Source organism: Duganella phyllosphaerae (assembly GCF_001758785.1).
GTDB lineage: Bacteria > Pseudomonadota > Gammaproteobacteria > Burkholderiales > Burkholderiaceae_D > Rugamonas > Rugamonas phyllosphaerae.
The window spans coordinates 1-22,827 of the sequence record NZ_LROM01000002.1 but is presented as its reverse complement, the minus strand read 5'-3'; the positions used below and the strand labels follow the sequence as shown (position 1 = coordinate 22,827).

19 protein-coding genes and 1 pseudogene are annotated in these 22,827 nt (G+C 64.4%); 6 read left to right on the top strand and 14 right to left on the bottom strand.

The annotated features are described in order from the left end of the window. Nucleotides 1–131: 131 nt before the first annotated feature. Together DUPY_RS00105 and DUPY_RS00100 are read right to left on the bottom strand one after the other, a co-directional pair. Nucleotides 132–758, bottom strand: a complete 627-nt coding sequence (locus DUPY_RS00105; protein ID WP_070245706.1) for a helix-turn-helix transcriptional regulator — start codon at nt 756–758, stop codon at nt 132–134. Further along, complete coding sequence (locus DUPY_RS00100; protein ID WP_070245705.1) at nt 755–1,975, bottom strand: MFS transporter; 1,221 nt, start codon at nt 1,973–1,975, stop codon at nt 755–757. Before DUPY_RS00100 ends, DUPY_RS00105 begins: the two co-directional genes overlap by 4 nt. A 109-nt stretch (nt 1,976–2,084) precedes the next feature. On the opposite strand from DUPY_RS00100, the gene DUPY_RS00095 reads away from it, so the two are divergent. Beyond that, nucleotides 2,085–2,579 carry a hypothetical protein gene (locus DUPY_RS00095; protein ID WP_070245704.1) on the top strand — a complete coding sequence of 165 codons (495 nt, stop codon included), beginning with the start codon at nt 2,085–2,087 and terminating at the stop codon, nt 2,577–2,579. Between the two features lie 4 nt (nt 2,580–2,583). Here DUPY_RS00095 and DUPY_RS00090 read toward each other — a convergent pair whose 3' ends face one another. The 3 genes from DUPY_RS00090 to DUPY_RS00080 all read right to left on the bottom strand — a co-directional run bounded on the left by DUPY_RS00090 (nt 2,584) and on the right by DUPY_RS00080 (nt 5,849). Beyond that, nucleotides 2,584–3,609 (bottom strand): transporter, encoded by a 1,026-nt coding sequence (locus DUPY_RS00090; RefSeq protein WP_070245703.1) that lies wholly within the window; start codon nt 3,607–3,609, stop codon nt 2,584–2,586. A gap of 2 nt (nt 3,610–3,611) precedes the next feature. Then, complete coding sequence (locus DUPY_RS00085; RefSeq protein WP_070245702.1) at nt 3,612–4,451, bottom strand: HDOD domain-containing protein; 840 nt, start codon at nt 4,449–4,451, stop codon at nt 3,612–3,614. Between the two features lie 114 nt (nt 4,452–4,565). Beyond that, nucleotides 4,566–5,849: a D-amino acid dehydrogenase gene (locus DUPY_RS00080; RefSeq protein ID WP_070245701.1), complete on the bottom strand. Its 1,284-nt coding sequence runs from the start codon at nt 5,847–5,849 to the stop codon at nt 4,566–4,568. Between the two features lie 111 nt (nt 5,850–5,960). Here DUPY_RS00080 and DUPY_RS00075 point away from each other — a divergent pair, with 111 nt between their 5' ends. Beyond that, nucleotides 5,961–6,449: an Lrp/AsnC ligand binding domain-containing protein gene (locus tag DUPY_RS00075; RefSeq protein WP_070245700.1), complete on the top strand. Its 489-nt coding sequence runs from the start codon at nt 5,961–5,963 to the stop codon at nt 6,447–6,449. A gap of 87 nt (nt 6,450–6,536) precedes the next feature. Beyond that, nucleotides 6,537–8,087, top strand: coding sequence for a hypothetical protein (locus tag DUPY_RS00070; protein WP_070245699.1), 1,551 nt, complete (start codon nt 6,537–6,539; stop codon nt 8,085–8,087). A gap of 310 nt (nt 8,088–8,397) precedes the next feature. Here the strand turns inward: DUPY_RS00070 and DUPY_RS00065 are convergent, their stop codons facing one another. The 4 genes from DUPY_RS00065 to DUPY_RS00050 are packed head-to-tail and all read right to left on the bottom strand — an operon-like array spanning nt 8,398 to nt 12,992. Then, a complete protein-coding gene (locus DUPY_RS00065) occupies nt 8,398–9,567 on the bottom strand; it encodes an HlyD family secretion protein (protein WP_070245698.1) in 1,170 nt (389 codons plus the stop codon). A 15-nt stretch (nt 9,568–9,582) separates the two neighbouring features. After that, nucleotides 9,583–11,019: an efflux transporter outer membrane subunit gene (locus tag DUPY_RS00060; RefSeq protein WP_229255177.1), complete on the bottom strand. Its 1,437-nt coding sequence runs from the start codon at nt 11,017–11,019 to the stop codon at nt 9,583–9,585. A gap of 18 nt (nt 11,020–11,037) precedes the next feature. Continuing rightward, on the bottom strand, nt 11,038–12,561 hold the full coding sequence (locus DUPY_RS00055) for an MDR family MFS transporter (protein WP_070245696.1): 1,524 nt from the start codon (nt 12,559–12,561) through the stop codon (nt 11,038–11,040). Next, a complete protein-coding gene (locus DUPY_RS00050; protein ID WP_070245695.1) occupies nt 12,558–12,992 on the bottom strand; it encodes a MarR family winged helix-turn-helix transcriptional regulator in 435 nt (144 codons plus the stop codon). The genes DUPY_RS00055 and DUPY_RS00050 overlap by 4 nt, the downstream gene beginning before the upstream one ends. A 137-nt stretch (nt 12,993–13,129) precedes the next feature. Between DUPY_RS00050 and DUPY_RS00045 the strand changes: the two genes are divergently transcribed. Continuing rightward, a complete protein-coding gene (locus DUPY_RS00045) occupies nt 13,130–14,428 on the top strand; it encodes an NAD(P)/FAD-dependent oxidoreductase (RefSeq protein WP_070245694.1) in 1,299 nt (432 codons plus the stop codon). Between the two features lie 88 nt (nt 14,429–14,516). Here DUPY_RS00045 and DUPY_RS00040 read toward each other — a convergent pair whose 3' ends face one another. Both DUPY_RS00040 and DUPY_RS00035 read right to left on the bottom strand, forming a co-directional pair. Further along, nucleotides 14,517–15,242, bottom strand: a complete 726-nt coding sequence (locus tag DUPY_RS00040) for a sensor histidine kinase (protein ID WP_084640466.1) — start codon at nt 15,240–15,242, stop codon at nt 14,517–14,519. 111 nt (nt 15,243–15,353) lie between these two features. Continuing rightward, nucleotides 15,354–16,964: a response regulator gene (locus DUPY_RS00035; protein ID WP_070245693.1), complete on the bottom strand. Its 1,611-nt coding sequence runs from the start codon at nt 16,962–16,964 to the stop codon at nt 15,354–15,356. A gap of 185 nt (nt 16,965–17,149) precedes the next feature. On the opposite strand from DUPY_RS00035, the gene DUPY_RS00030 reads away from it, so the two are divergent. Further along, nucleotides 17,150–17,557, top strand: coding sequence for a hypothetical protein (locus DUPY_RS00030; RefSeq protein WP_070245692.1), 408 nt, complete (start codon nt 17,150–17,152; stop codon nt 17,555–17,557). Nucleotides 17,558–17,626: 69 nt separating this feature from the next. Here DUPY_RS00030 and DUPY_RS00025 read toward each other — a convergent pair. From DUPY_RS00025 to DUPY_RS00015, 3 genes and pseudogenes are all read right to left on the bottom strand, one after another. Beyond that, nucleotides 17,627–18,599, bottom strand: a pseudogene (locus DUPY_RS00025) (response regulator). A 290-nt stretch (nt 18,600–18,889) separates the two neighbouring features. Next, on the bottom strand, nt 18,890–21,121 hold the full coding sequence (locus tag DUPY_RS00020) for a hybrid sensor histidine kinase/response regulator (RefSeq protein WP_070245691.1): 2,232 nt from the start codon (nt 21,119–21,121) through the stop codon (nt 18,890–18,892). A gap of 142 nt (nt 21,122–21,263) precedes the next feature. Next, nucleotides 21,264–22,091 carry a response regulator gene (locus tag DUPY_RS00015; protein ID WP_070245690.1) on the bottom strand — a complete coding sequence of 276 codons (828 nt, stop codon included), beginning with the start codon at nt 22,089–22,091 and terminating at the stop codon, nt 21,264–21,266. Nucleotides 22,092–22,316: 225 nt separating this feature from the next. On the opposite strand from DUPY_RS00015, the gene DUPY_RS00010 reads away from it, so the two are divergent. Then, a complete protein-coding gene (locus tag DUPY_RS00010; protein WP_070245689.1) occupies nt 22,317–22,544 on the top strand; it encodes a hypothetical protein in 228 nt (75 codons plus the stop codon). Nucleotides 22,545–22,827 lie beyond the last annotated feature (283 nt).

Here is a 22,827-nt window from a genome sequence, read left to right as displayed (position 1 = left end):
TTGTCCATGCGGCTTGACAACTAATTTCCTGTTCCTACTATTTTCCGGAATTAAAGTTTATTTGGAGACCGTTTGGAGGGTCTAACAAAACCTTCAGAGCAAGGCGCAGCAACGCCGCTATGGAGGTTTTTTTAGACGCTCTTGATGACGTAAACGCAGCGTCTTGCGCCGTTGAGCATATGCTCCACGCGTCCAACCGAGCAATCGCTGCCCAGCACGCGCTGGAACAATTCCAGCTCCGAGCGGCAGAATTGCTGGCACTGGCGCGCGGCCGCGCAGATCGGGCAGTGGTTTTCGATCAGCAGCAGGGCGCCGTCATCGGCGGTTTGCACTTCCGCCATATAGCCTTCCACGCTGCGCGCCTGCACCAGCGCGGCCACGCGGTCGGGCAGGGCGCGGGCCCCGGCTGCGGCCAGGTGCTGGCGGTACTGCTGCTCGCTGACCTGCTCGCGCGAGGCGATCAGCTGGTCGAGGCCCGCGTCGCCGAACAGCTGGCGCACCTGGGCAATCAGCTGTACCGTCAGATCGGCGTGGCGGTCGGGGAAGCGCGCGTGGCCCGCTTCCGTCAGCAGCCAGCGCCGCGATGGACGGCCTGGTTTATCAGCCACGTCCTCGTAGGTGAGCATGCCTTTTTCCTGCCACGCTTCGAGCTGGCGGCGTGCGCCCATCGACGTGAGGTCGAGCAGCACGGCCAGCTGCTGCGCGGTTTGCGGGCCGCGTGTCTTGATCAGGAACAGCGCCTGGTCGGCGGTGTTCATGACAGCGCTCCTGCCGCCGGCACCGCCTGCTGCAGGCTGTAATGCCAACGTTGCAGGCGCCATGCCGACCACGCGCCCAGGGCGGCGGACAGCAGCAGGATCAGGCGCGTGTCGATCAGCGTGAGCACCGCCCCGATCAGCGCCATCACGATATTGGCCAGGCAGAAAGTGGTGGAGATCAGGCCCATCACCGCGCCCTGGCCATGGGCGCCGAAGCGCTCGGCGCACCAGTGCGGCACGATGCTGCTGTGGAAGGCGTGCGGTATGCCGAACAGCACGATGGCGGCCAGGCCGATGTTGGCGTCGCCCACCGCGAGCACCGCGATCAGGCTTGACGTCACGTACGCGAAGCCGCGCGCCCGCAGCAGCGGCTCGCCCGCGAACTTGCGGCCGGCGACGATCGTCGTGGCGGTCATTACCGCGCACATCGCGGCCGTGGCCCAGGCGATGCCGCGCGGGCCGTAGCCCGGCACTTCCACCAGCCACAGCGGATAGAACTCGTAGAAGCCGGTCACGCAGCAGCTGTAGGCCAGCGTGATGATGAACAGCGTGCGCAGTTCCGGCTCGCGCAGCAAATTGAGGGCATGGCGGTGGCGCGCCACTTGCCACCACGAGGTGGTGGCGGCCGACGGCGCCTCGCGCGGCAGCGCCTTGGCCACCAGCACGGCGGTGCCGAGCAGCAGGACCACGGCGATCCAGAACGGCGTGGTAACGCCATACCCCAGCGTGAAGCCGGCCATCAGCGGCCCGACCAGCCAGCCCATGTAGAACGCGCCGTTGAGCCACGACAGCGCCTTGCGGCGCAGGTCGCCTTCGAGTTTATCGGCCAGCATGGCGCGCGCCACCGAGCCGTTACCTTCCAGTAGGCCAGTGATGAAGCGCGCCACGATAAACAGCGGAAACGATTCGATCACGAGCGCCAGCGCGGTGATGGCGTGGCCGATGGCCGCACCGACGGCGGTCACCAGCAGCACCGGCCGGCGGCCATAGCGGTCGGACATGGGACCGAGCAGCGCGGAGCCGATCAACAGGCCCAGCGGATTGATGGTTAGTGCCAGGCCCAACAGCAGCTTCGGCGGCAGGCCGAGGAAGGTGTTGAGGCCGTTGGCGGTGCCGTCCGCAAACAGCGGCGCCAGGATCGGGTACGGCAGCGCGGCGCCGACCGTGGAGAGCAGTGCCAGCAGGCAGGCGCTGCTGATGAGCAGGGAGTTTTTCATGGCGTTACTGTAACGGCGCATCCAACGTAAGTAAACAAAAATGTTTATTAATTACCGAGGCCGTAAGCGCACGGTATGATGGCGCTCTTTTTACGGAAAATGGCGGAGCATGATCAGCAAGTGGCGTAACTGGTTCGGCGGCCGGCGTGGCGGGGTGTTCTTCCTGCTGCTCGGCATCGGCATCATCGGCATCTTCATCGCGCTCGAACTGCGCCTGCCCAGCGCCGCGCAATTGCAGACCGTCACCGGCCGGGTGGACTGGACCTACGACAGCCGGGGCGCCATGTATTTTGCCGCCCGCACCACGCCGCAGCAGTTCGTGGTGCACGTGAAGGGTGACGCCGATGGTCGCTTGCGCGCGGCGCTGCGCTCGGCCACCAGGCTGTACCCGGTCACGGTGCGCTTCGACCCCAGGCAAACCAACCATCCGGGCTTTTTGCCGGGCGACTTTCACGTGGCGTACGGCGTCTCGGTGGGCGGCAAGGATGTCACCAGCCTGGACGACGTGCGCGCCAGCTACCGGCGCGACAACCTGGTGGCGCTGGCGATGGGACTGGTGTTCATGCTGCTGGGCGCGCAGCGCTTGTACATCTATCGCGACTGAAAACTCAGCGGAGATCGCGCTGGCGGCGGAAAGCGAGCCAGCCGGCGATTGCCGTAAAGCTGGCCACGATCAGCACCACCACCAGGAAGCCGTGCGGCGCGTCGGCCAGCGGGATCCCGCCCACGTTCATGCCCAGCAGGCCGGCGATGATGTTGATCGGCAGGGCCAGCACGGTCACGATGGTCAGCACGAACAGGCTGTGGTTGTTGCCCTCGTTGACCAGCGCCGCGATCTCTTCCTGGATCAGCTTGATCCGCTCCTGCAGCGATGCCATGTCGGCCAGCACCATCGAGAATTCCTCGGTGGACTGGCGCAGTTCCTGGGCGTCGATCTCGGCCACCCAGGCCGGCGGCCTTTGCAGCAGCCGGAACAGCGCGGCCGGTTCGGGCGCCAGCAGCCGGCGCAGGCGCACCAGCACCCGGCGCAGTTCGCCCAGGCTGGCGCGCTTGGTATTGAGTTTGCCGGCCAGCAGATTGTCTTCGATGCTGTCCACGGTGGCGATCGCGTGGCGCACGATCTTGATCAGCGCGTCGGCCTGGTCGCGCAGCAGGTGGATCAGCAGTTCCACCGACGAGCGGATCGGTTCGCCATTGCGCACCGCGTTGCGCAAGCTGTCGATGGCGCGCAGCGGCTTGCGGCGGGCGCTGATGACCACCTGCTTGTCCACGCTCAGCCACAGGGTGGAGATGTCGGACGGGTCGAACGAAAAATCGTGCAGCACGTCGTTGACCACGGCGATCAGCGTGTTGTCGGCCACTTCGATGCGGGTGGAGCGCGGTCCCTCGTGCAGGCTCTCGTAGAATTCCTCGGGCAGCGACAGGTGCTCGTTGAGCCACTTCTCGCTGGCGGTATTGGCCAGGTTGTAGTGCAGCCAGATGAACTCCGCCGGGTGCTGCTCGCGGTTGTCCAGCCACGCGCAGGCTTCGTCGGCGTTGAGCGGCATGCCCACGCCTTCCTGGGCGCGGCCGAACACGTAGCCGCACACCAGGCCCGACGCGTCGGAACCGTAGGACAGGGGCGCTTGCTGCATGCTCACACCAGCAGCGCGGCGCTCATCTCGGCGGCGTTGTCGCGCGCCTGCTTGAGCAGCGCCTGCATGCGCTCCGCGTCGATGAACAAATCGATCGCCGATTCGGAATGCGGCGGCAGGTCGCGCTCGGCTTCCTGCAGCGGCGAGCGCACCGGTGTGAGCAGGTTGGCCAGCAGCAGCGTATCTTGCAGCGAGTCGGGCGGGATCGACATGAAGGCGTCGCGCAGCCCTTCGATGGCGTCGGCCACCGGTTCGGGGATGCACAGCTTGCGCATTACTTCGCGGGTGATGATTTCTTCGCTGGCCGAGTGCCAGTTTTCCGGGTCTTCTTCGAGCAGGCCGGGGAACTCGTCGGCGCGCGAGAGCAGGTAGAAGCCGCCCACCTCGTGCACGATGCCGGCAAACAGCGCGGTGTCTTCGTTGACGCCGGTGACCTCGCGCGCGATCAGGCGCGCCAGCGCGGCGACGGCGATGGTGTGGTCCCACAGCTGTTCGGCCTTGACGCGCAGCGCCGGGTCCACCAGCTTGCTGCCGAACTGGCGCACCACCATGGCGGCGGCCAGCGCGAACAGGTTCTGGTAGCCGATGCGCATGATGGCGCCGCGCACGTTGGTGACCACCGGCGCACCGGCGCGCGCGAACATGGCGGAGTTGGAGATGGCAACGGTACGCGCGGCCAGCGTGGGCTCGGCCAGCACCAGGCTGATCGCCTTGTCGATCGGGCAATCGGGATCGTCGAGCGCAAGCTGCACCCGCAAGGCGGCGTTGACGCTGGTGGGAAATACCAGTTCGCCACGGATGGCCATGGCCGCAATATGGCCGAATGCTTCGAGTTTATTCATGATCAAAATTATACGCACGCCAGCGCACAAGCTCAACGCCATGTTGGCCTGCGCGTGCCTCGATTCACGAATATAGGTCGCAATGCAACAGTGTTAATGTTGAAACGATAACCATCAAGCGCTGGCGAGCTGCGGCTGACGCACCGCAGGCGCTGCCGTGTAGCGCGCCACCGACAAATCGTCGGCCAGGATGGCCGGTTTGCGGGCCGAGATGATATCGGCCAGCAGTTGCGCCGAGCCGCACGACATGGTCCAGCCCAGGGTGCCGTGGCCGGTGTTCACAAACAGGTTGCGCAGGCCGGTGCGGCCGACGATGGGCGTGCCGTCCGGGGTCATCGGCCGCAGGCCGGTCCAGAAGCTCGCTTCGGCGGTGGCGCCGGCGCCGGGGAACAGGTCGTTGACCACCATCTCCAGCGTTTCGCGGCGGCGCGGATTGAGGCGCTTGTCGAAGCCGGCGATTTCGGCCATGCCGCCGACGCGGATGCGGTCGTCGAAACGGGTGACGGCGATCTTGTAGGTCTCGTCGAGGATGGTGGAGACCGGGGCCGCCTCGGCATTGACGATCGGTACCGTGATCGAATAACCCTTGAGCGGATAGACCGGCACGTTGACCAGGCCCTTGAGCAGCGGCGTGGAATAGGCGCCAAGCGCCACCACGTACGAATCTGCCGTCAGCAGTTCGCTGCCGGTTTGTACACCCTTGATCTGGTCGCCGCTGGTGACCAGCGCCTCGATCTCGATGTTGTAGCGGAATTTGACGCCGAGCTCTTCGGCCATGGCGGTCAGGCGCGTGGTAAACAGCTGGCAGTCGCCGGTCTCGTCGTTGGGCAGGCGCAGGCCGCCGACCAGCTTGGTCTGATCGAGGCCCGGCTCGGCGCCGACCAGTTGTGCGCGGTCGAGCAGTTCGTACGGGACGCCGGTGTCCTGCAGAACGGCGATATCCTTGGCCGCATCATCGAGTTGCTTCTGGGTGCGGAACAACTGGGTGGTGCCTTGCTGGCGGCCTTCGTACTCGATGCCGGTGGTGGCGCGCAACACCTTGAAGCAATCGCGGCTGTATTCGGCCAGGCGCACCATGCGTTCCTTGTTGACGGCGTAGCGCTCGGACGTGCAGTTTTGCAGCATCTGCCACATCCACTGCAGCTGGAACAGGGTGCCGTCGGGCGTGATCGACAGTGGCGCGTGACGCTGCATCATCCACTTGACGGCTTTCAGGGGAATGCCGGGGGCGGCCCAAGGTGAGGCGTAGCCGGGCGAGATCTGGCCGGCGTTGGCGAAGCTGGTCTCGAGGGCGGGACCGGGCTGGCGGTCGATCACGGTGACATCGTGGCCGGCCTGGGCCAGGTAATAGGCGCTGGTGACGCCAATGACACCGCTGCCGAGTATGAGTACGCGCATGTGAGCCCCCGAAGATTGTGACTGGACGCAGCGCGCCCCTATAATCCGCTATGGTATGCTGGAATGACCAGCTTTTGTTACTGTAAAACACGATAAATCTAGTGGAATTTCATGCGAATACAGAAGGAATCGGTCCGTACCCTGGACAAGCTCGACCGCAAGATCCTGCACATCCTGCAAGCTGACGGCCGCATCTCGATGAAAGACCTGAGCGAGCAGGTCGGCCTGTCGATCACGCCTGCCATCGAACGCGTGAAACGCATGGAGCGCGATGGCGTGATCACCGGCTACCACGCGCGCATCGATCCGCCGGCGCTGGGCGCCAAGTTGCTGGTGTTTGTCGAGATTACGCTCAACCAGAAGTCCGGGCCGGTGTTCGAGCAGTTCCGGCGCGAGGTGCTGCGCATCCCCGAGGTGCAGGAGTGCCACCTGGTCTCGGGCGACTTCGACTACCTGATCAAGGCGCGCATTCACGAAATGGCCGAGTACCGCAAGCTGCTGGGCGACATGCTGCTCAGTTTGCCGGGCGCGGCGCAGTCGAAAAGCTATGTCGTGATGGAAGAGATCAAGGAGACGCTGGTGCTGGCGACCGGGGCGTGAGGTCCGATTTGCTGTCATCCGTTAAAATAGGCTGACGAAACTTATGAAGCTTATGAAATTGATGAAGTATAGCCAGACGGAGCAAGTGTGAACCCCCACGGTACCCCCGCCAACACCATCCACGTGCGGACCCTCGACGAACATCTGTCCGCCGACCAGAGTTTCAGTTCTGCCTACGCGCGCACGATAGGCGCCATTGCCGGCCGCGATGGCAAGCTGACGCTGGCGGAGTTTGCCGCCGTCACCGAGCTCGCTGGCGACGGCAAGTCGTCGGCCGTGTTCACCGCGCTGGTGCTCAACGCCATCGAGTCCGGCGTCGACGTGGACTGGGCCCTCAACGCGCTGGCCCGCAGCGCCGCCCCCATCGAACAGGCCGCGCGCGAGAATGCGCTTGGCAATGCGATTCCGCTGCTGGCGCTGCACGGCGGCGACGCCCGGGCGTTGGCGCAGCGGCTGGCCAAGGCCCTGTCGGTGCGCCTGGCCCCCGAGGACCTCAACCGTTTGCCGCAGGCGGAAGAACGCGGCCTGCTGGCCAACCTGGGCGAGCAGGCGCGGCGCCTGGTCCGTGGCCGCTCGCTGTCCGATGCGGTGGCCGATTTCGGCCGCAACGCCGGCCAGCCGGTGCTGGTGGAACATGCGCGCAATTATCAAACCGGCCAGATCGATCATGCGCAGCTGCACACGCTGGTCTCCAGCACCACCGAGGCCATTCTGCAGGACATCTCCGCCTACCTGGAGCAGGCGCGGCAAATGGGCCTCGATGAATCGATTGCCGCCACCCTGGTCGCCACGGCCGACGAAATGAAAAGCCAGGTGATGCAGCGGCTGGTGCTGGTCGAGCAGCGCATCGCCCACGAGCGGCGCCTGCTGGCCGAGGAAATCGACGACGCCGTGCATGACGCCGGCAACGCCATCGAACTGGCGATTGCCGACCGCCTGGCCACCGACAAGTGGAAAGAGGACGAGGTGTGGGAGAGCATCGGCCGCAACCAGTTCGGCCAGGAGATGGAGCGCCGGCTCGACCGCATCGTGCGGCGCAAGGAGCAGGCGCTGCACTTGCTGCAGGAAGACCTGCGGCTGTTCCAGTCCGGCATGCGGCTGGGGCAGGTGTCGATGTTCCAGCGCCAGCACCATTCCGCGCTGGCCCGCCTGATGCCGCGCCTGCGCATCGGCACGCGGCTGGCCAACAGTGTCGATACGGCTGCCAATGTCACCTTGATGAGCGGCGTGGTGGCAGCCGCCGGCACCGGTACCGCCGCCTACCTGATCGGTGCGGCCGTGGTGCTGCCGGTGGTGGCGCCGGCGGCGCCGTTCGTCGGTGGCGCGGTGCTGCTGGCCGGCGCCTTCAAATGGTTCACCGACGGCGGCAAGCGCAAGCGCACCGAAATCCGCGACAAGCGCAGCGCCTTCGAAGCCGAATTGCGCAAGCAGCTCGAAGGCGCCGAACACACGTTCAACGCCCAGCTGGACCTGGTGGCGCAAGGCTTCCGCGAATCGGCCGAACAGATGCTGATGCCGCTGCTGCTCGAAGCGGAAGCAGCGGGCCGCGTACCCGGCATGCGCCAACGCATCGCCGACCGCGTGATCACCCAGGCCCAAACCGCCATCACCGAGCTCGACGCCGAACTGCGCAAATAGCCCAGGCCCGCAACCCCAGGTTCGGGGTCAGTGCCGACATTCGGACACGGTCTCAGCTACTGAAAGTTGAGCTCGTGTCCGAATGTCGGCACTGACCCTAATGCCGTTACGAATGTCGGCACTGACCCTAATGCCGTTAAGTTAAGCTGAAGTATTAATTTTTTTAGCATCGAAACGTCGTCCCGGCGCAGGCGGGGACCCAATTTGGCGTGCATTTCGACGAATTTCGTACAACCTGGGTACCCGCCTTCGCGGGTACGACGGGTACGCTGAGCTTAACTTAACGGCATTAGGCACTGACCCCCGAAGTTTAGTGCAGGTTGCGGGTGATGATGGTGTCGGCGGCGGTGGTGGCCTGTTGCAGCGGCTGCGACAGGGCGGCGGTCTGGTACACCGGTTGTTGCGGCATGGCCGCGCCCAGTACCGGGCCGTCGGTTTTGCTGATGTCGACCTTGACGGTCGTCGACAGGCCGATGCGCAGCGGGTGGGCGCGCAGTTCTGCGGTGTCCAGGGCGATGCGTACCGGCAGGCGTTGCACCACCTTGATCCAGTTGCCACTGGCGTTTTGCGCCGGCAGCAGCGAGAAGGCGCTGCCGGTGCCGGCTGACAAGCCCACCACCTTGCCGTGGAACTCAACCTTGTTGCCGTACATGTCAGCTTCCACCGTGGCCGGCTGGCCCACGCGGATGTTGCGCAGTTCCGATTCCTTGAAGTTGGCGTCCACCCACAGCTGGTCCAATGGCACGATGGACAGCAGGGCCGTGCCCGGCGTGGCGCGCGCGCCCACTTGCACCGCGCGCCTGGCGATGTAGCCGGAGACCGGGGCGACAATGGTGTTGCGGCGCGCGGCCAGCCACGCCGCTTGATAGTCGGCCTTGGCTGCCAGCACGTCCGGGTGATGCGACACGTCCACGCCCGCCACCGACGCCTGCGCCGCCTGCTCCTGCTTCATTGCCACGGCCACGGCGGCGCGGGCGTTGTTGACCGCCTGGCGTGCGTGCGCCACTTCCTCGCTCGAGATCGTATGGTCGGCTGCCAGCGGCAGGCGCCGCGCCAGGTCGTCTTCGGCGCTCTTGAGTTCGAGCTGGCGCAGGGCGACCGTGGCGCCGTATTGACCCACGTCGGCGTAGCGCTGGCGCTGCCGGCGCACGGCTGCGCCCAGCTTGGCGTCGGCCTGCGCCAGCGCGACGTCGGCGTCGGCCGCGTCGAGCGTGACCAGCGGCGCGCCCGCTTGCACCATCTGGGTGTCGTCGGCGCGGATCTCGGTGACGGTGCCGGTCACCTGCGACGACAGGTTGACCAGGTTGCCGCCCACGTAGGCGTTGTCGGTTTCCTGGATTTTCGACAGCACCGCCTGGTAATACACGGCATACGCGGCGCCGGCGGCGATGAACAGCACGGTGATGCCGGCCAGGACGGTGTTGCGCTTCTTGTTGTTGGCGGTTTTGACGGCGTTGGCTGGTTGGTTTTCAGTGGTCATGATGGGCTCGTTTGCTTATTTAAGTACCTGTTTCATTGCGGTGGCCAGCGGCGCCTGCTCATGGTAGCCGCCACCCAGGGCGTTGGTCAGCGCGACTTCGGCCAGGCGCTGCACCTGTTGCAGGGTCAGGTCGGCGTCGCGCTCGCGCAGCACGGCAAGCTGCGCGTGGAGCACCGCGGCGTTGTCGGCCAGTCCGCGTTCGTAGCGTTTTTGCGCCGACGCCAGTTGTGCGGCGGTCGCCTTACTGCTGGCTGCCTGTTCTGCAATTTGCTGTTCGATGCCCTGCACCTGCAAGGCGTCCTGCGCCACTTCGCGCACCGCGTCCACCACGGCCTGGTTGTATTCGGCGATGCGCTCGTTGCGCGCGGTGCGGGTGGCGCCGAGCTGGGCGTCGAGCCGGCGGCTGTCGAAGATCGGCAGGCTCAAAGTAGGTCCCAGGTACACGGTGCGGCTGGCCGCCTGCAGCAGGTTCTCCACCTTGATGGTGTCGAGGCCAATCGAGCCGGTCAGGTTGACGTCCGGGTAGAACGCGGCCTTGGCGGCGTCGATCCGGCTCAGCGACGATTCGACCTTCCAGCGCGCGGCCTGCAAGTCGGGACGGCGCGCCAGCAGGTCGATGCCGAGCCGCGCGGGCAGGGCGTGCGCCACCGCCTTCGCCTGCACCGGCTTGAGATCGGCCAGCGCCGCGTGGTCGGCGCCGAGCAAGGCCCGCAAGGCTTCGCGCTCGACGCCGATGTCGGTGTTCAGTTGCGCGGTCTGCTTGCGCAGCTGGGCCAGTTCGGCCTGCGCCGCGTGGCTGGCGTCGGCGCTGGCCAGGCCGCTGTCGATGCGGCGGTTGCGGTCCTGCGCCAATGCAGTTGGTGCGGCAGTCATGCGCGCCAGGTTGTCCAGCCGCGCCAAGTCGCCTTGCAGGCGGAAATAACTCTGGGCGATGGCGGCGGCCAGCGCCTGTTCGGCCTGGGCATACGCGGCGCGGTCGACGTTGAGCGCGCCGACGGCAGCGGCCACCTGGGCGCGGTTCTTGCCCCACCAGTCGAAGTTGTAGCGCGCTTCGAGGCGCAGCGTCTCGGTGGTGAAATAGGCGCCGCCGATGGGCGCCGGGAACAGGCCGGTGCCCGAGTAGCGCTGGCGGTTGGCGTTGGCGTAGCCGCTGATGTCGATGCCCATGTCAGCCATGCTGCGCGACAGTTCCGAGCGCGCGCTGCCGATGCGTGCCGCCGCCACTTCCAGGCTCGGGCCACCCTGCAACGCCTGCTCGACCAGCGCGTTCAGTTGCTCGTCGCCATAGGCAGTCCACCAGCGCGCCTGCGGCCAGCCTTCGCGCGCCAGGTGGATGTCTGCGGTCAAATCGGCGGTGGTGATGTCGCGCTGGGCGGCAATGTGCGCGTCGGGTGGAATCGCGGCGCAGCCGGCCAGCAGCAGGGCCGCCATGGTGAGTAGAGATTTTTTCACGGTGTGTCTCATCAGGTGTCAATCGTGGGCGGCGTGCACCGCCGGCGCTTCGTGTTTTGCGGCTGGCCGTATCAACAGCAGCAGTGGCAGCACGCACAAAGTCAATATCAGCATCAGCCAGAAGTCGTCCACGTACGCGATCATCGACGCCTGCCGGGTGATCTCGTTGTTGAGCAGCGCGGCGCCCTGCGGTGCCGCCAACGCATCGAGCGCGGCCGGATTGGCGATGGTGATTTTCTCGGTCAGCGCCGCGTGCATGGTCTGCGTGTTGCGCACCAGGAGCGTTTGCACCAGCGCGATGCCGATCGAGCTGCCGATATTGCGCATCAGGCTGTAGATCGCCGTGCCCTCGGCGCGCATTTCCGGCGACAGCGTGGCAAAGGTGGCGGCCGACAGCGGCACGAACACCAGTCCCAGCCCCAGGCCCTGGATCACGCCGGGCCAGATGATGTCGCTCTGCGAGAGCACCAGCGTATAGCGCGTCATCTGCCATAGCGAAAACGCGGTAATCGCAAAGCCGGCGCCCAGCAGCAGGCGCAGGTCCACCCGGCCCACCAGTTTGCCGACGATGAGCATGGCGAGCATGGTGCCGATGCCGCTGGGCGCCGTCACCAGGCCGGCAATCGCGGCCGGGTAGCCCATCAGGCTTTGCAGCATGGTCGGCGTCAGCGCACGGGTGGCAAACAGCACCAGGCCCACGATGAAGATGAACAGCAGGCCGCTGACATAATTGGCGTTTTTCAGCAGCCGGTAGTCGAAGAACGATTTGCCGGCCGGCTGCATGGCCGTGTGCACGGCAAAATAGATAAACGCCAGCGCCAGCACGATCGCCTCGATCCAGGTTTCGGTGGCGGCAAACCAGTCGTTCTGTTCACCGCGATCGAGCAGCAGCTGCAAGGCGCCGATGGCCACGCTGAGCGTGACGAAACCGAAAGCGTCGAACTTCATCTTGCGCGGCGCGCCGGTCTTGCCGATGTAGCGCCAGATGCCGTAAAACGCCATCGCGCCGATCGGCACGTTGATGAAGAACACCCAGCGCCAGTTGTAGGCGTCGGTCAGCCAGCCGCCCAGCGTGGGGCCGAGGATGGGGCCGATCATCACGCCCATGCCCCATACGGCCATGGCCGAACCATGCTTTTCACGCGGATTGATGTCGAGCAGCGTCGCTTGCGACAGCGGCACCAGCGCCGCGCCGAACACCCCTTGCAACATGCGCGCGGCAACGATCTCGCCCAGGTTCATCGACAGCCCGCACAGCACCGAAGCGAGCGTGAAGCCGGCTACGGCGGTGAGAAAAATATTTTTCTGGCCAAAGCGGTCGCACAGCCAGCCGGTGAGCGGCGTGGCAATCGCGGTGGCCACGATGAAAGAGGTCAGCACCCAGGTGATCTGGTCCTGCGAGGCCGACAGGCTGCCCTGCATGTGGGGCAGGGCGACGTTGGCAATGGTGCCGTCGAGCGCCTGGATCACGGTGGCCAGCATGATCGACACCGTGATCATGGTGCGGTTGATGTCCGCGTCTTCCGATACTACATCGCTCATATGCCCGACTCGATATCGCTTTGCATCTGCTCGAGAAAGTCCGTGACGATGGCCAGCACGGCGGGATCGGCCTTGGCCAGCAACTCGGTGCGCATCGCATCGGCTTCCTGTTTCACGCTGCGGTACACCTGCATGCCCGATTCGGTCAGGCTGAGCAGCTTGACCCTTCGGTCGGTCTCCGATGGGGTGCGGAGCATGTAGCCGGCTTTGACCAGGCGGTCGATGGTGGCGACCATGGTGGGGTCTTCCACGCCCACGCGGTTGGCCAGGCGGGTTTGCGACGGCGGCTCTTTTTCCTTGGCGGTAAGGGCAATCGCCATCCAGCTCGACTGGCTGATGCCGAGGTGGCGCAGGCGGCGGTCGATCGCCAGCCGCCAGGCGCGGGCGCTGCCGTGCAGGGCCATCGAGAACCGTTCTTCGATAGTGGGCATATAATTAAACTGTGAATGGTTAGGTATCGAACTATTATTGTAGCATGGCGGACTCTGCTCGGAGGTGGAGAGAAAGATTTCGCCACCCTTGGTATCATGGGGATTACACAGAGATCGAGTCGAACAGGGAGAAAACTTTGCATAGCAAAATTGTGATCGTAGGCGGCGGCGCCGGCGGGCTGGAGCTGGCATGTAAGCTGGGCCGCAAGATGCCGGGAGCGGTAATGCTGGTCGATAGCCGCCTGTCCCATATCTGGAAGCCGTCGCTGCACGAAGTGGCCGCCGGCACCCTCGACGTCCACCAGGAAGGCCTGTCATACCAGATGCTGGCGCACGACAACGGCTTTACCTTTGCCTATGGCCCCATGCTGGCGCTGGATCACGTCCAGCGCACCATCACCATCGGCGCCATTACCGTCGGCGACGAGCGCAACGAAGTCGTGCTGCCCGAGCGCCAGGTCGGCTTCGACTCTTTGGTGATCGCGGTGGGAAGCACCTCCAATTACTTCGGCGTGCAGGGCGCTGCCGAGCACACGATTTCGCTCAACGCCACCGAGGACGCCGAACGCTTCCGCCTCACGCTGTTGAAACTGCTGACGCTGGCGTCGCTGCAAAAAGAGCACAACGTGCAGGCGGGCGTGGACGTGGTGATCATCGGCGGCGGCGCCACCGGCGTCGAGCTGGCGGCCGAGCTGCGCGAAGCCAGTGGCGTGTACGCCACCTACGGTTTCGGCCAGTTGAAGGCCGAGCGCGATATCCGCATCACCCTGCTCGAAGGCGCGCCGCGCATCCTCGCGCCCTTGCCGGAAAAAGTGTCGAGCGCTGCGCTCGACCTGCTGCACCAGCGCGCCGTCACGGTCGTGACCAACACCCGCGTGACGGCGATTGCAGCCGACAGCGTTACCGCTGGCGACATCGTCTATCCGGCCCAGCTGGTGGTGTGGGCGGCCGGCATCAAGGCGCCGGACTTTCTCAAGGAGCTGGGCCTGCCTACCGTGAAGTCGGGCGCGCTGGACGTGGACCAGCACTTGCAGGTTAAAGGTTTTCCCGGGATTTATGCAATGGGCGATTGCGCCGCCTGCATCGGGCCGGACGGCAAAGCGGTACCGCCGCGCGCCCAGGCCGCCCACCAGCAGGCCGACTACCTGCTCGACACCTTCCTGCGCCAGCGCGACAACAAGCCGCCACAGGCCAAGCCTTACGAATACAAGGATTACGGTTCGCTGGTGTCGTTCGGCCAGACCACGTCGGTGGGCAGCTTGATGGGTTCGCTCAAGGGCTTGAGCTGGTTCGTCGAAGGGTTTGTGGCGCGGCTGATGTACGTGAGCCTGCACCTGCTGCACCACAAGGCCGTGCTGGGTACGGTGCGCACCGGGGTGCTGGCGCTGGCCCGCTTCCTGATCAAGCGCAGCACCCCTTTAGTGAAACTGCACTAATTAAATCGAGCGCCTGACGGACCTTCAAAGCAAGGCGCAGCGACGAAGAAAGTACGCCGAGGAGCTGCAACGCAGCTTTGGCGGTTGGTCAGGTGCTCGGCGGCTTCGGCAATATCATCGTCAGCATGGCTCCGCCGGCATGGCCGGGCGCCAGGGTGAGGGTGCCGCCCAGGTAGGCGGCGCGTTCGCGCGCCATACGCAGGCCGAATTTGACCTGGTCGGCGCCCGCTGGCGCAGCAGCAGTGGTAGCGGCGGCGGCCAGGCCGACGCCATTGTCTTTCACCGTCATCATCACTTCGTCTTCATTGTCGTCCACGATCACGTCCACCTCGGTGGCGCCAGCGTGGGCGACGATGTTGCGCAGCGCTTCTTCCAGCGTATGCAGCAGCACGATGCCGTGGCTGCGCGGGCAATCGAGTTCGTCGTCGGGCAGGCTCGACCGTGCGGTGATGTTGTGCTGCTGGCCGAACTGCTCGACCAGCTCGCCCAGCGCCACGCGCACGCCGAGGAACTCGAGCTTGTCGTTCCACAGCTTGATCTGCATCTGGCGGTTGGTTTCCACGATCTGGTTCAGCAGCTTTTTCATGTGGCCGGCGCGGTCCTGCAGCGCCTGGTCGTCCGGCAGCTTTTGCATCAGCAGGCCGAGGTGCATGGTCAGCGCGGTGAGCGACGAGCCCAGGCTGTCGTGCAGCTGGCGCGACAGCGAGCGCCGTTCGTTATCCCAGCACGTGTGGACATGACCGAGCAATTCGCTCAGGTCGGCGCTGCGCTGGGCTTCGTGATGTTCTGGTGGGACCGGTACGGACATGGGCATCTCTGTTTGTATAGAAAGACTTGATGTAAGTTGTAAAGAAGGAGTCTCATTTCCGATGATACCCGAGCTTTCCGCAGGGCGGCGCTCCGCAGGGAAATCATTTTCCTGGCATTACAGTATTACCGGTTCCTGCATGGAACTTTCGATTGCATCCATTAATTGTTCGATGCCGACCGGCTTGACCAGGTGACGATCAAAGCCGGCTGCCATCACGCGCGCCAGGTCGTCCGCCAGGCCGTAGCCGGTGAGGGCGATCAGCTTGATGTGGCGGGTGGCCGGATCGGCGCGCAGGCGCCGCGCCACCTCGTAGCCGTCAATGCCGGGCAGGCCGATATCGACCAGCGCCAGGTCGGGGCAGAACTCGCGCACCGCGTCCAGTCCGCGCAAGCCGTCCGCGGCGGCGCGCACCTGGTAGCCATAGCAGCCGAGCATCATGGTCATCATCTCGCGGCCGTCTTCGTTATCTTCGATCAACAGCAGGCTCGGTTTGGCGCCGGCAACCGGCACCACTGGCGTCACCACTGGTGCCTGGTGGGCAATGCGCGGCAGGCGCAACGTAAAAGTACTGCCGGCGCCGGGGCCTTTGCTGTCGGCTTCGATGTCGCCGCCGTGCAAGTCGGCCAGGCGCCGCACCAGCGACAGCCCGATGCCGAGGCCGCCCTGCGAACGGTCTAGCGTGCTCGCGCCTTGTACGAACACATCGAATACATGCGGCAGCAGCTCGGCGGCAATACCGACGCCATTGTCGCGCACGCTGAGCACGACCTGCTCACCCTCGGTCCAGGTGCGCACCTCGATGCGGCCACCGGCCGGCGTGTACTTGAGGGCGTTGTCGATCAGGTTGCTGGCGATTTGTTCGAGCCGGGTGGCGTCGCCGTCGACCCAGCCGCCGGCCAGGTCGTGCGCCAGGTCGTAGCCGCTGCTGCGGCCGGTGGCGCGAAAGGTTTCCAACGTGCCGGCCACCAGGGCGGCCAGGTCGACCGGCGCACGGTCGAGCAGGATCTTGCCGGACATCGCGCGCGACAGGTCCAGCAGGTCGTCAACGATGCGGCCCAGGTGCCGGCTCTGGCGTTCGATGATTTTCTTGGCGCGCTGCACGCCATCGACGCTCACGCCCGGCAGCCCGATCAGCGCAGCGGCGCTGCTGATGGCGCTCAATGGATTGCGCAGTTCGTGGCCCAGCATGGCGAGGAACTCGTCCTTGGCGTGGTTCTCCCGCTCGGCCACCTGGCGTTCCGCGATCTCGCGCCGCAGGCGGCCGTTGGAGGCGGTCAGCTCGGTGGTGCGCAAGCTCAGTTCGCGCGCCTGTTTTTTCAGTTCCTCGTTCTTGGTGGCCAGCGCCACGAACACGGAAATCTTGGCATACAAAATTTGCGGGATCACCGGCGTGAACAGGAAGTCGACGGCGCCATGCTGGTAAGCCTTTAGCCGGTCGAGCTCGTCGGCCAGGAAGGCGGTGATGAAGATGATGGGGATGTCGGCCGAGCGCGCCCGCGCGTGGATCGCTTCGGCGGTCTCGAAGCCGTCCATGCCGGGCATGTTGACGTCGAGCAGGATCACGGCAAAGTCGTTCATCAGCACTTGGCGCAGCGCCTCCTGCCCGGTGCGCGCGGCCAATACTTCGTAGGACTCCTGCTCGGCCCATAGCCCAAGTAAACTGGTCAACGCGAACAGGCTGTTGGCGTCGTCGTTGACGACCAGGATTTTGGGTTTGTCTGGCATGGGTGCGTTGGTTGGACAGCAGCGGGAGAGACCGGATGATCATAACAATTGCTTGTATGAATGTCAAAAACCGAAAGGTTATGGCGCTGTGCTACCAGTGCGCTGCCCTGTGTTTGCTTCCGCACAGACCTGCCGCGCTGGCGCTGTCACAGTGAACGTGTATCCACCCACTCAAGGAACACATCATGAATATCGATACTGTCGTGGACAAAGAATATGTCGGCCTGAGCTTTCGCGCTCTGGCCTCGTCGCCAGTGAGCGCACTGCGCGGCATCAGCGCCAAGGACGCCAAGGCGTTGGCGCAGGCATTCAACGTGCACTCGGTGCGCGACCTGGCCAATATGGACTTCGTCAAATGGGCGCAAGCCATTACCACCCTGGCCGACCTGGAACAGTCCACCCCGGCCGAACAAGCCAAGGAAACCCTGCTCGACGACGGCCTGGAGATGACCTTCCCGGCCAGCGACCCGGTCTCGGTCGATGCGGGCATCACGCGCATCGAGGTTCCGCCGGAGATGGTCGATGCCAAGCATGACCACCAGCACAGCAACAACGCAAAAAATCTGAAGGGTAAGGACAAGACGCCAGCGTAATTTGTCTGGCCTGATCGGCAGGTGCCATGTCCGCCATGTCCGCAATCGCGGCATGGCGGATTTTTCTGTTCATACCGCGGTGGACAGCACAGGCTCGGCGGGGGACTGGGTGCGGAGGGTTTGCGCCGTGCAGCTGCGGTTCTTGCCCGAGCGCTTCGCTTCGTACAGTGCCGCATCGGCTACAGCAATGACTGCCGCCACTGCATCGGCGTCGTCCGGGAAGATGCCGATACCGATACTGGTGGACAGTTGCAGCGTATGGCCGTTGACGATGTACGGCTGCGACACCGATTCGATCAGCTTGTTGGCGGGCTCCTGGGTATCGCCCACGTGCGAGATATTGCCCATCACGATGACGAACTCGTCGCCACCCACGCGCGCGACCGTGTCTTCCTTGCGCGCACAACTGACCAGGCGCTGGGCCACCAGCTTGAGGATCTCGTCGCCGGCCGCGTGGCCATAGGTGTCGTTGATGGGCTTGAAGCCGTCGAGGTCGAGGTACATCACGGCAGCCTTGTTCTGCTGGCGCGTGGCGTGTTGCAGCACCGTGGCGATGCGGTCTTCGAGCAGGCGGCGGTTGGGCAGGCCGGTGAGCGGATCGTGCAGCGCCAGTTCCTGCTGCTGCTTGCTGTATTGCGCCAGCTCTTTAGAGCAGGCGCACCTCGAGCATGTTGTGGATGCGCTTGTGCACCTCGAGCAAGTCGAATGGTTTGCTGATGAAGTCGCGCGCGCCGGCTTCGAGGGCGGCGATCTTGAAGCTCGGCTGCGCGGTGAGCGCCAGCACGGGCAGGTAACCGCCTTGTTCGATTTCCTTCAAACCCTTCATGACCTGGAAACCGTTCAAACCTGGCATTTGCAGGTCAAGCAGGATCAGGTCGTAGCAATGCTGGCGATGCATGGGGCATACCTGCTCGGGCAGCATGGTCGAAGAAACGTCGGTGTAACCGGCTTCGCGCAGGATTTCCAACATCAGCTCGACGTTGTCGGCGCTGTCATCCACCACCAAGATCTTGGCGTGCAGAATATCGTCACGGCTCGGCATATTTTTTTCTCAATCTGTGTCATCTAAGCGGCGGGGGCCCGGCCGCGAAACGTCATTGCATAATAAATAGATAATATCGCAAACCGCTGTGCTGCGGCGCACACATCTACAATTAATTTCTCAATAGAAACAATTCTACCTGGTTTCCATGATTTTTCTAGTGTAGCAAGCATGATCGTGATTGCTTGTAGGACATTGCCGCGTCTAAAAGTAGGAGCGGTAAATGTGCTAAATTGCAATAAATTTTACCGTTGTTTATTGAATCACATCGCCGCTCAGAGGGGCGACTGTCAACCTCCGCGTTTGTCGCTGCGCGTAGCGGCGACTTTGGCGATCAGTTCGCCGGGCTCCACCGGCTTGGAAATATGTGCGGAAAAACCACTTGATAACGCTTTCACGCGGTCTTCCACGCGTGCAAACGCTGTCAGCGCAATGGCCGGCATGTCGCCGCCGCGCGCCGCGCCCAGCGCACGTACCCGTTCGAGCAGACCGTAGCCATCGACATCGGGCATGCCCAGGTCGGTCAGCAGCAGCTGGGGGCGGGCATGTTCGAGCATGTCCAGCGCCTCGGTGGCATTGGCGGCAGTGAGCACGTCGGCGTGGCAGTCGTGCAGAATACGGCGAATCAATTCGCGCGAGTCGTCGTCGTCATCGACCACCAGCACTTGCAAGCCGGCCAGATCATGCGGTGCAGCACATGCCGACGTCGGCGCCGCGTCGTTCTTGCCGGGCCGGCGCGGCAAGCGCAGCGTAAAGCAGGCGCCCTGGCCTGGACCGTCGCTGTGCGCGGCGATGGTGCCGCCGTGCTGCTCCACCAGGTGCTTGGCGATTGCCAAACCCAGGCCCAGCCCGCCATGCTTGCGGGTGGTGGTGGCGTCGGCCTGGCGGAAGCGCTCGAACACGTGTCCGATGAAATCGGCGGTGATGCCGGCGCCGGTATCGCGCACCTCGACCGCCACCTGGTCGGCTTCGCGCCGCACCGCCACCGTGACGCTGCCGCCCGCCGGCGTAAACTTGATGGCGTTGGTGAGCAGGTTCCAGATAATTTGCTGCAAGCGGCTGGCGTCGCCCGACACCATGCCGGCCGTGTTGTCGAATTCGGTGGTGACGTTGATTTGCCGCGCCTCGGCGGCGGGGCGCACGGTATCGATGGCGGCGCTGGCAATCGCCACTGGCGACAGCGGCAGCAGCTCGAGCCGCACCTTGCCCGAGGCAATGCTGCTCATGTCGAGCAGGTCTTCGATCAGTTGCGCCTGGGCGCGGGCATTGCGTTCGATGGTTTGCAGGCCGCGATGCAGGTCGGCCTCGTCGCGGGTGCCGCGCCGCAGTACTTGCGACCAGCCGAGGATGGCGGTGAGCGGCGTGCGCAGCTCGTGCGACAGGGTGGCCAGGAATTCATCCTTCATTTGGCTGTTGCGTTCTGCTTCGGCGCGGGCCTCGCGCTCGCTGTCGAGCAATTGCCTGCGCTCTTCGGCCGCTTGCTGGGTCGCTTCGTACAGGCGCGCATTGTCGATGGCAATGGCCGCCTGGGCGGCGATGCCGCCGATGATGCGCTCGGTGCGTTCGGTAAACATGGCGCGCTCGGGATGGCCGAAAAACAGGCAGCCGATCACCGCGCCGGTGCCCAGCGCCACCGGCACCGCAAGGTAGCTGCGCACCAATGGCGTGCCCGGCGGCAGGCCATGATTGGGGCTGGCCTGGTCGGCGCCGGCTTCTGCCGGCAAATCGACACTGCGGATGGGTGCCTGGCGGTGCAGCGCATCCACGCTGCCGGAGTTGCTGACCAGTAGTGCCTCCGCGCGCGGCGCGCAAAAGCCGGCGAAGCTGTCGCCTGCGCCATCCGACAGCGTATGGCGCATGGCGCTGGCGCCGCTGTCGTCGGGCGCCTGGTAAAAGAACGCGCCATAGCGGGCACCGCTGATGCTGGTGGCGGCGTCGGTCAGTTCCTGCAGCAGCGGGTGCAGGTCGCGGCGTGCAGCGAGTGCGGTGCCGGTGCGGTTGACCAGTTCGAGTGCGGCGGTTTCATCGCGCAAGGCTTCCTGGGCGCGCTTGACCTGGTCGACGTCGGTGCTGGTGCCGAACCAGCGCACCAGCTTGCCGTCGGCGTCGCGCACCGCGTTGGCGCGCACCAGGAACCAGCGGAACTCGCCGCTGGCGCTGCGGATCGGCACTTCCAGCTCGAAGGCTGCGCCGCTGGCGCGGCACTGGTCCCACATCTGATCGAGCGCGTCAATGCAGTCGGGCGCATACACGCGGCGCCAACCGTCATCCAGCATGTCCTGTGGCGTGGTGCCGGTGTAATCGTACCAGCGCTGGTTGTACCAGATCATCGCGCCGTCCTGCTCGGCGATCCACGCCAGCTGCGGCATGGAATCGGCCAGCGCACGCAGTTCGTGCTGGCTCTGGCGCAGCGATTCGCGCGCGCGGCGCAGTTCGTCGAGAGCGTGCGGTAAATAGTCGAGCGCGGCGTCTTCTACCGGGACGGCAGAGGTGGCGCTCACAGGCTCATTTGGAGAAATCATGGGTGGCGGCGGCCTTCGCGCCACTCCTGCACGCCGTGTGGCGCACGGGGAAGCGCGAAGCTAACACTGGACAGTTAACGGTTTGACCATTCTAGCGTGATAGTTCGCCTCGCCACCGCACGGTTGAAACGGCGCCGGAAGCTTACGCCGCCTTGGCTTGCACGCTGCGTGCCAGCTGCACCAGGGCGTCTTGCAGAACGTCGATGTCGTAGGGTTTTTGCAACGAACGGGCAGGGAATTCCAGGTGGCGGGTGAGCTCGTCGCCGTAGCCGGAAGCGAACAGCACTTCCAGCGCCGGCTGGTCGCGCCGGGCCTGGCGCGCCAGGTCCACGCCGGACATGCCGGGCAGGCTGACGTCGGTGAACAACACGTCGAATTGCTGGCTGGCCAGCTGCGGCAGAGCTTCTTCTGCGCTGGCGGCCGCTTCCACCTCGTGGCCCAGTGCGCGCAGGGTTTCGCACACCAGGTAGCGGGCGTCGGCATTGTCTTCCACCACCAGCAGCGTCAGGGCACGACCGGCGTCGGCCGCCGGCATTGCCTGCGCCGGTGCCAGCGCGCACAGCACGCCTTGCACCATGTTGTAGTCGTCGCGCACCGGGGTGTAATACAGGTCGAGCGGCTTTTGCGTAAAGGCGTGGTCGCGCCATACCGGCAGGTTGCGGCTGCGGTAGCTGGCGCTATGGCCCTGGCGCGCATGGACGATGACGTCCGGATTCCAGCTCCACACCGACGGCTGCATCGGCGGCACGTTGCCACCGGGCGCGCGCAGGCTGGGCAGGCCGAGCAGCTCGACATACGCGTCGTTATGGACCATGATTTGTTGCTCGCCCCATTGCAGCACCATGGGCAGCGGGGAGTTGAGCAGAATGTCGACCGTCAGCCGCAAAGTGGCGGGCCAGGCAGCGCTATCGCCAAGGGCGGTGCGGGTCCAGTCCGGGGCGGGCGCTGCGATCGAATCGGGTAATGACATACGAGTTGACCTCTTCACAAGATGAACGCATCGTACACGGTAAAAAAAAAGCCCGCTACGGGAGCGGGCTAAATCTATTTCCTTGGAGGAGAATAGAGGAGACAGCTCAATAATGCTGCAACGCGCAAACGAATGCAAATTTTTATTGATGATGATCGAGATAAGCGCCGTGAATGGTGTGCTTTTTCGTCCATGTTGCAGTGCAGGTTTTAATACGGGGGAACCATGGCAACGGTAGTCAAACACAGGGGCGTCAACATCATTTTGCTGGAGGCGGGCGAGCAGTTGCTGCAGGTCTGCCGGACTGGCGACATCGGCATCGTCGAGGATGGCGAGGGCTGGTGGATCAAATTTATTGGCGATAACGGTGCCATCGATTGCTATGGCCAACCGTATCCCTCGTACAACGAAGCGTTGTGGACCGCCAAGGCGGCCGCAGAATATGGCGTGTGATGCAGCGTGAATTGAATCTCGATCGAGGGGTGGACAAGCGCGATAACCGTCCCTATAATGCTGCTTCTTTCGAACGGCACGCCGGTTGAAAGAAGCGCAGCAGAGTAGGGGTGAACTGTTTGCAAAGGCTTTGTTCGGTGTTTCGTGCGCCAGGCAAACAAAACCGATAGAAATGTCGGACTTTGCGAAATAAAGTTTATCTGATACAATGTTGCAGATGATGTTTTGGCGGCTGTAGCTCAGCTGGATAGAGTACTTGGCTACGAACCAAGGGGTCGTGGGT

What these genes read in the sequence shown, in the direction of transcription:
- DUPY_RS00075 (WP_070245700.1), top strand. Translation starts at nt 5,961, where the DNA reads ATGCGAATACAGAAGGAATCGGTCCGTACCCTGGACAAGCTCGACCGC.
- DUPY_RS00040 (WP_084640466.1), bottom strand. Translation starts at nt 15,242, where the DNA reads ATGCCCATGTCCGTACCGGTCCCACCAGAACATCACGAAGCCCAGCGC.
- DUPY_RS00020 (WP_070245691.1), bottom strand. Translation starts at nt 21,121, where the DNA reads ATGATTTCTCCAAATGAGCCTGTGAGCGCCACCTCTGCCGTCCCGGTA.
- DUPY_RS00035 (WP_070245693.1), bottom strand. Translation starts at nt 16,964, where the DNA reads ATGCCAGACAAACCCAAAATCCTGGTCGTCAACGACGACGCCAACAGC.
- DUPY_RS00095 (WP_070245704.1), top strand. Translation starts at nt 2,085, where the DNA reads ATGATCAGCAAGTGGCGTAACTGGTTCGGCGGCCGGCGTGGCGGGGTG.
- DUPY_RS00010 (WP_070245689.1), top strand. Translation starts at nt 22,317, where the DNA reads ATGGCAACGGTAGTCAAACACAGGGGCGTCAACATCATTTTGCTGGAG.
- DUPY_RS00030 (WP_070245692.1), top strand. Translation starts at nt 17,150, where the DNA reads ATGAATATCGATACTGTCGTGGACAAAGAATATGTCGGCCTGAGCTTT.
- DUPY_RS00050 (WP_070245695.1), bottom strand. Translation starts at nt 12,992, where the DNA reads ATGCCCACTATCGAAGAACGGTTCTCGATGGCCCTGCACGGCAGCGCC.
- DUPY_RS00055 (WP_070245696.1), bottom strand. Translation starts at nt 12,561, where the DNA reads ATGAGCGATGTAGTATCGGAAGACGCGGACATCAACCGCACCATGATC.
- DUPY_RS00080 (WP_070245701.1), bottom strand. Translation starts at nt 5,849, where the DNA reads ATGCGCGTACTCATACTCGGCAGCGGTGTCATTGGCGTCACCAGCGCC.
- DUPY_RS00065 (WP_070245698.1), bottom strand. Translation starts at nt 9,567, where the DNA reads ATGACCACTGAAAACCAACCAGCCAACGCCGTCAAAACCGCCAACAAC.
- DUPY_RS00100 (WP_070245705.1), bottom strand. Translation starts at nt 1,975, where the DNA reads ATGAAAAACTCCCTGCTCATCAGCAGCGCCTGCCTGCTGGCACTGCTC.
- DUPY_RS00085 (WP_070245702.1), bottom strand. Translation starts at nt 4,451, where the DNA reads ATGAATAAACTCGAAGCATTCGGCCATATTGCGGCCATGGCCATCCGT.
- DUPY_RS00090 (WP_070245703.1), bottom strand. Translation starts at nt 3,609, where the DNA reads ATGCAGCAAGCGCCCCTGTCCTACGGTTCCGACGCGTCGGGCCTGGTG.
- DUPY_RS00105 (WP_070245706.1), bottom strand. Translation starts at nt 758, where the DNA reads ATGAACACCGCCGACCAGGCGCTGTTCCTGATCAAGACACGCGGCCCG.
- DUPY_RS00015 (WP_070245690.1), bottom strand. Translation starts at nt 22,091, where the DNA reads ATGTCATTACCCGATTCGATCGCAGCGCCCGCCCCGGACTGGACCCGC.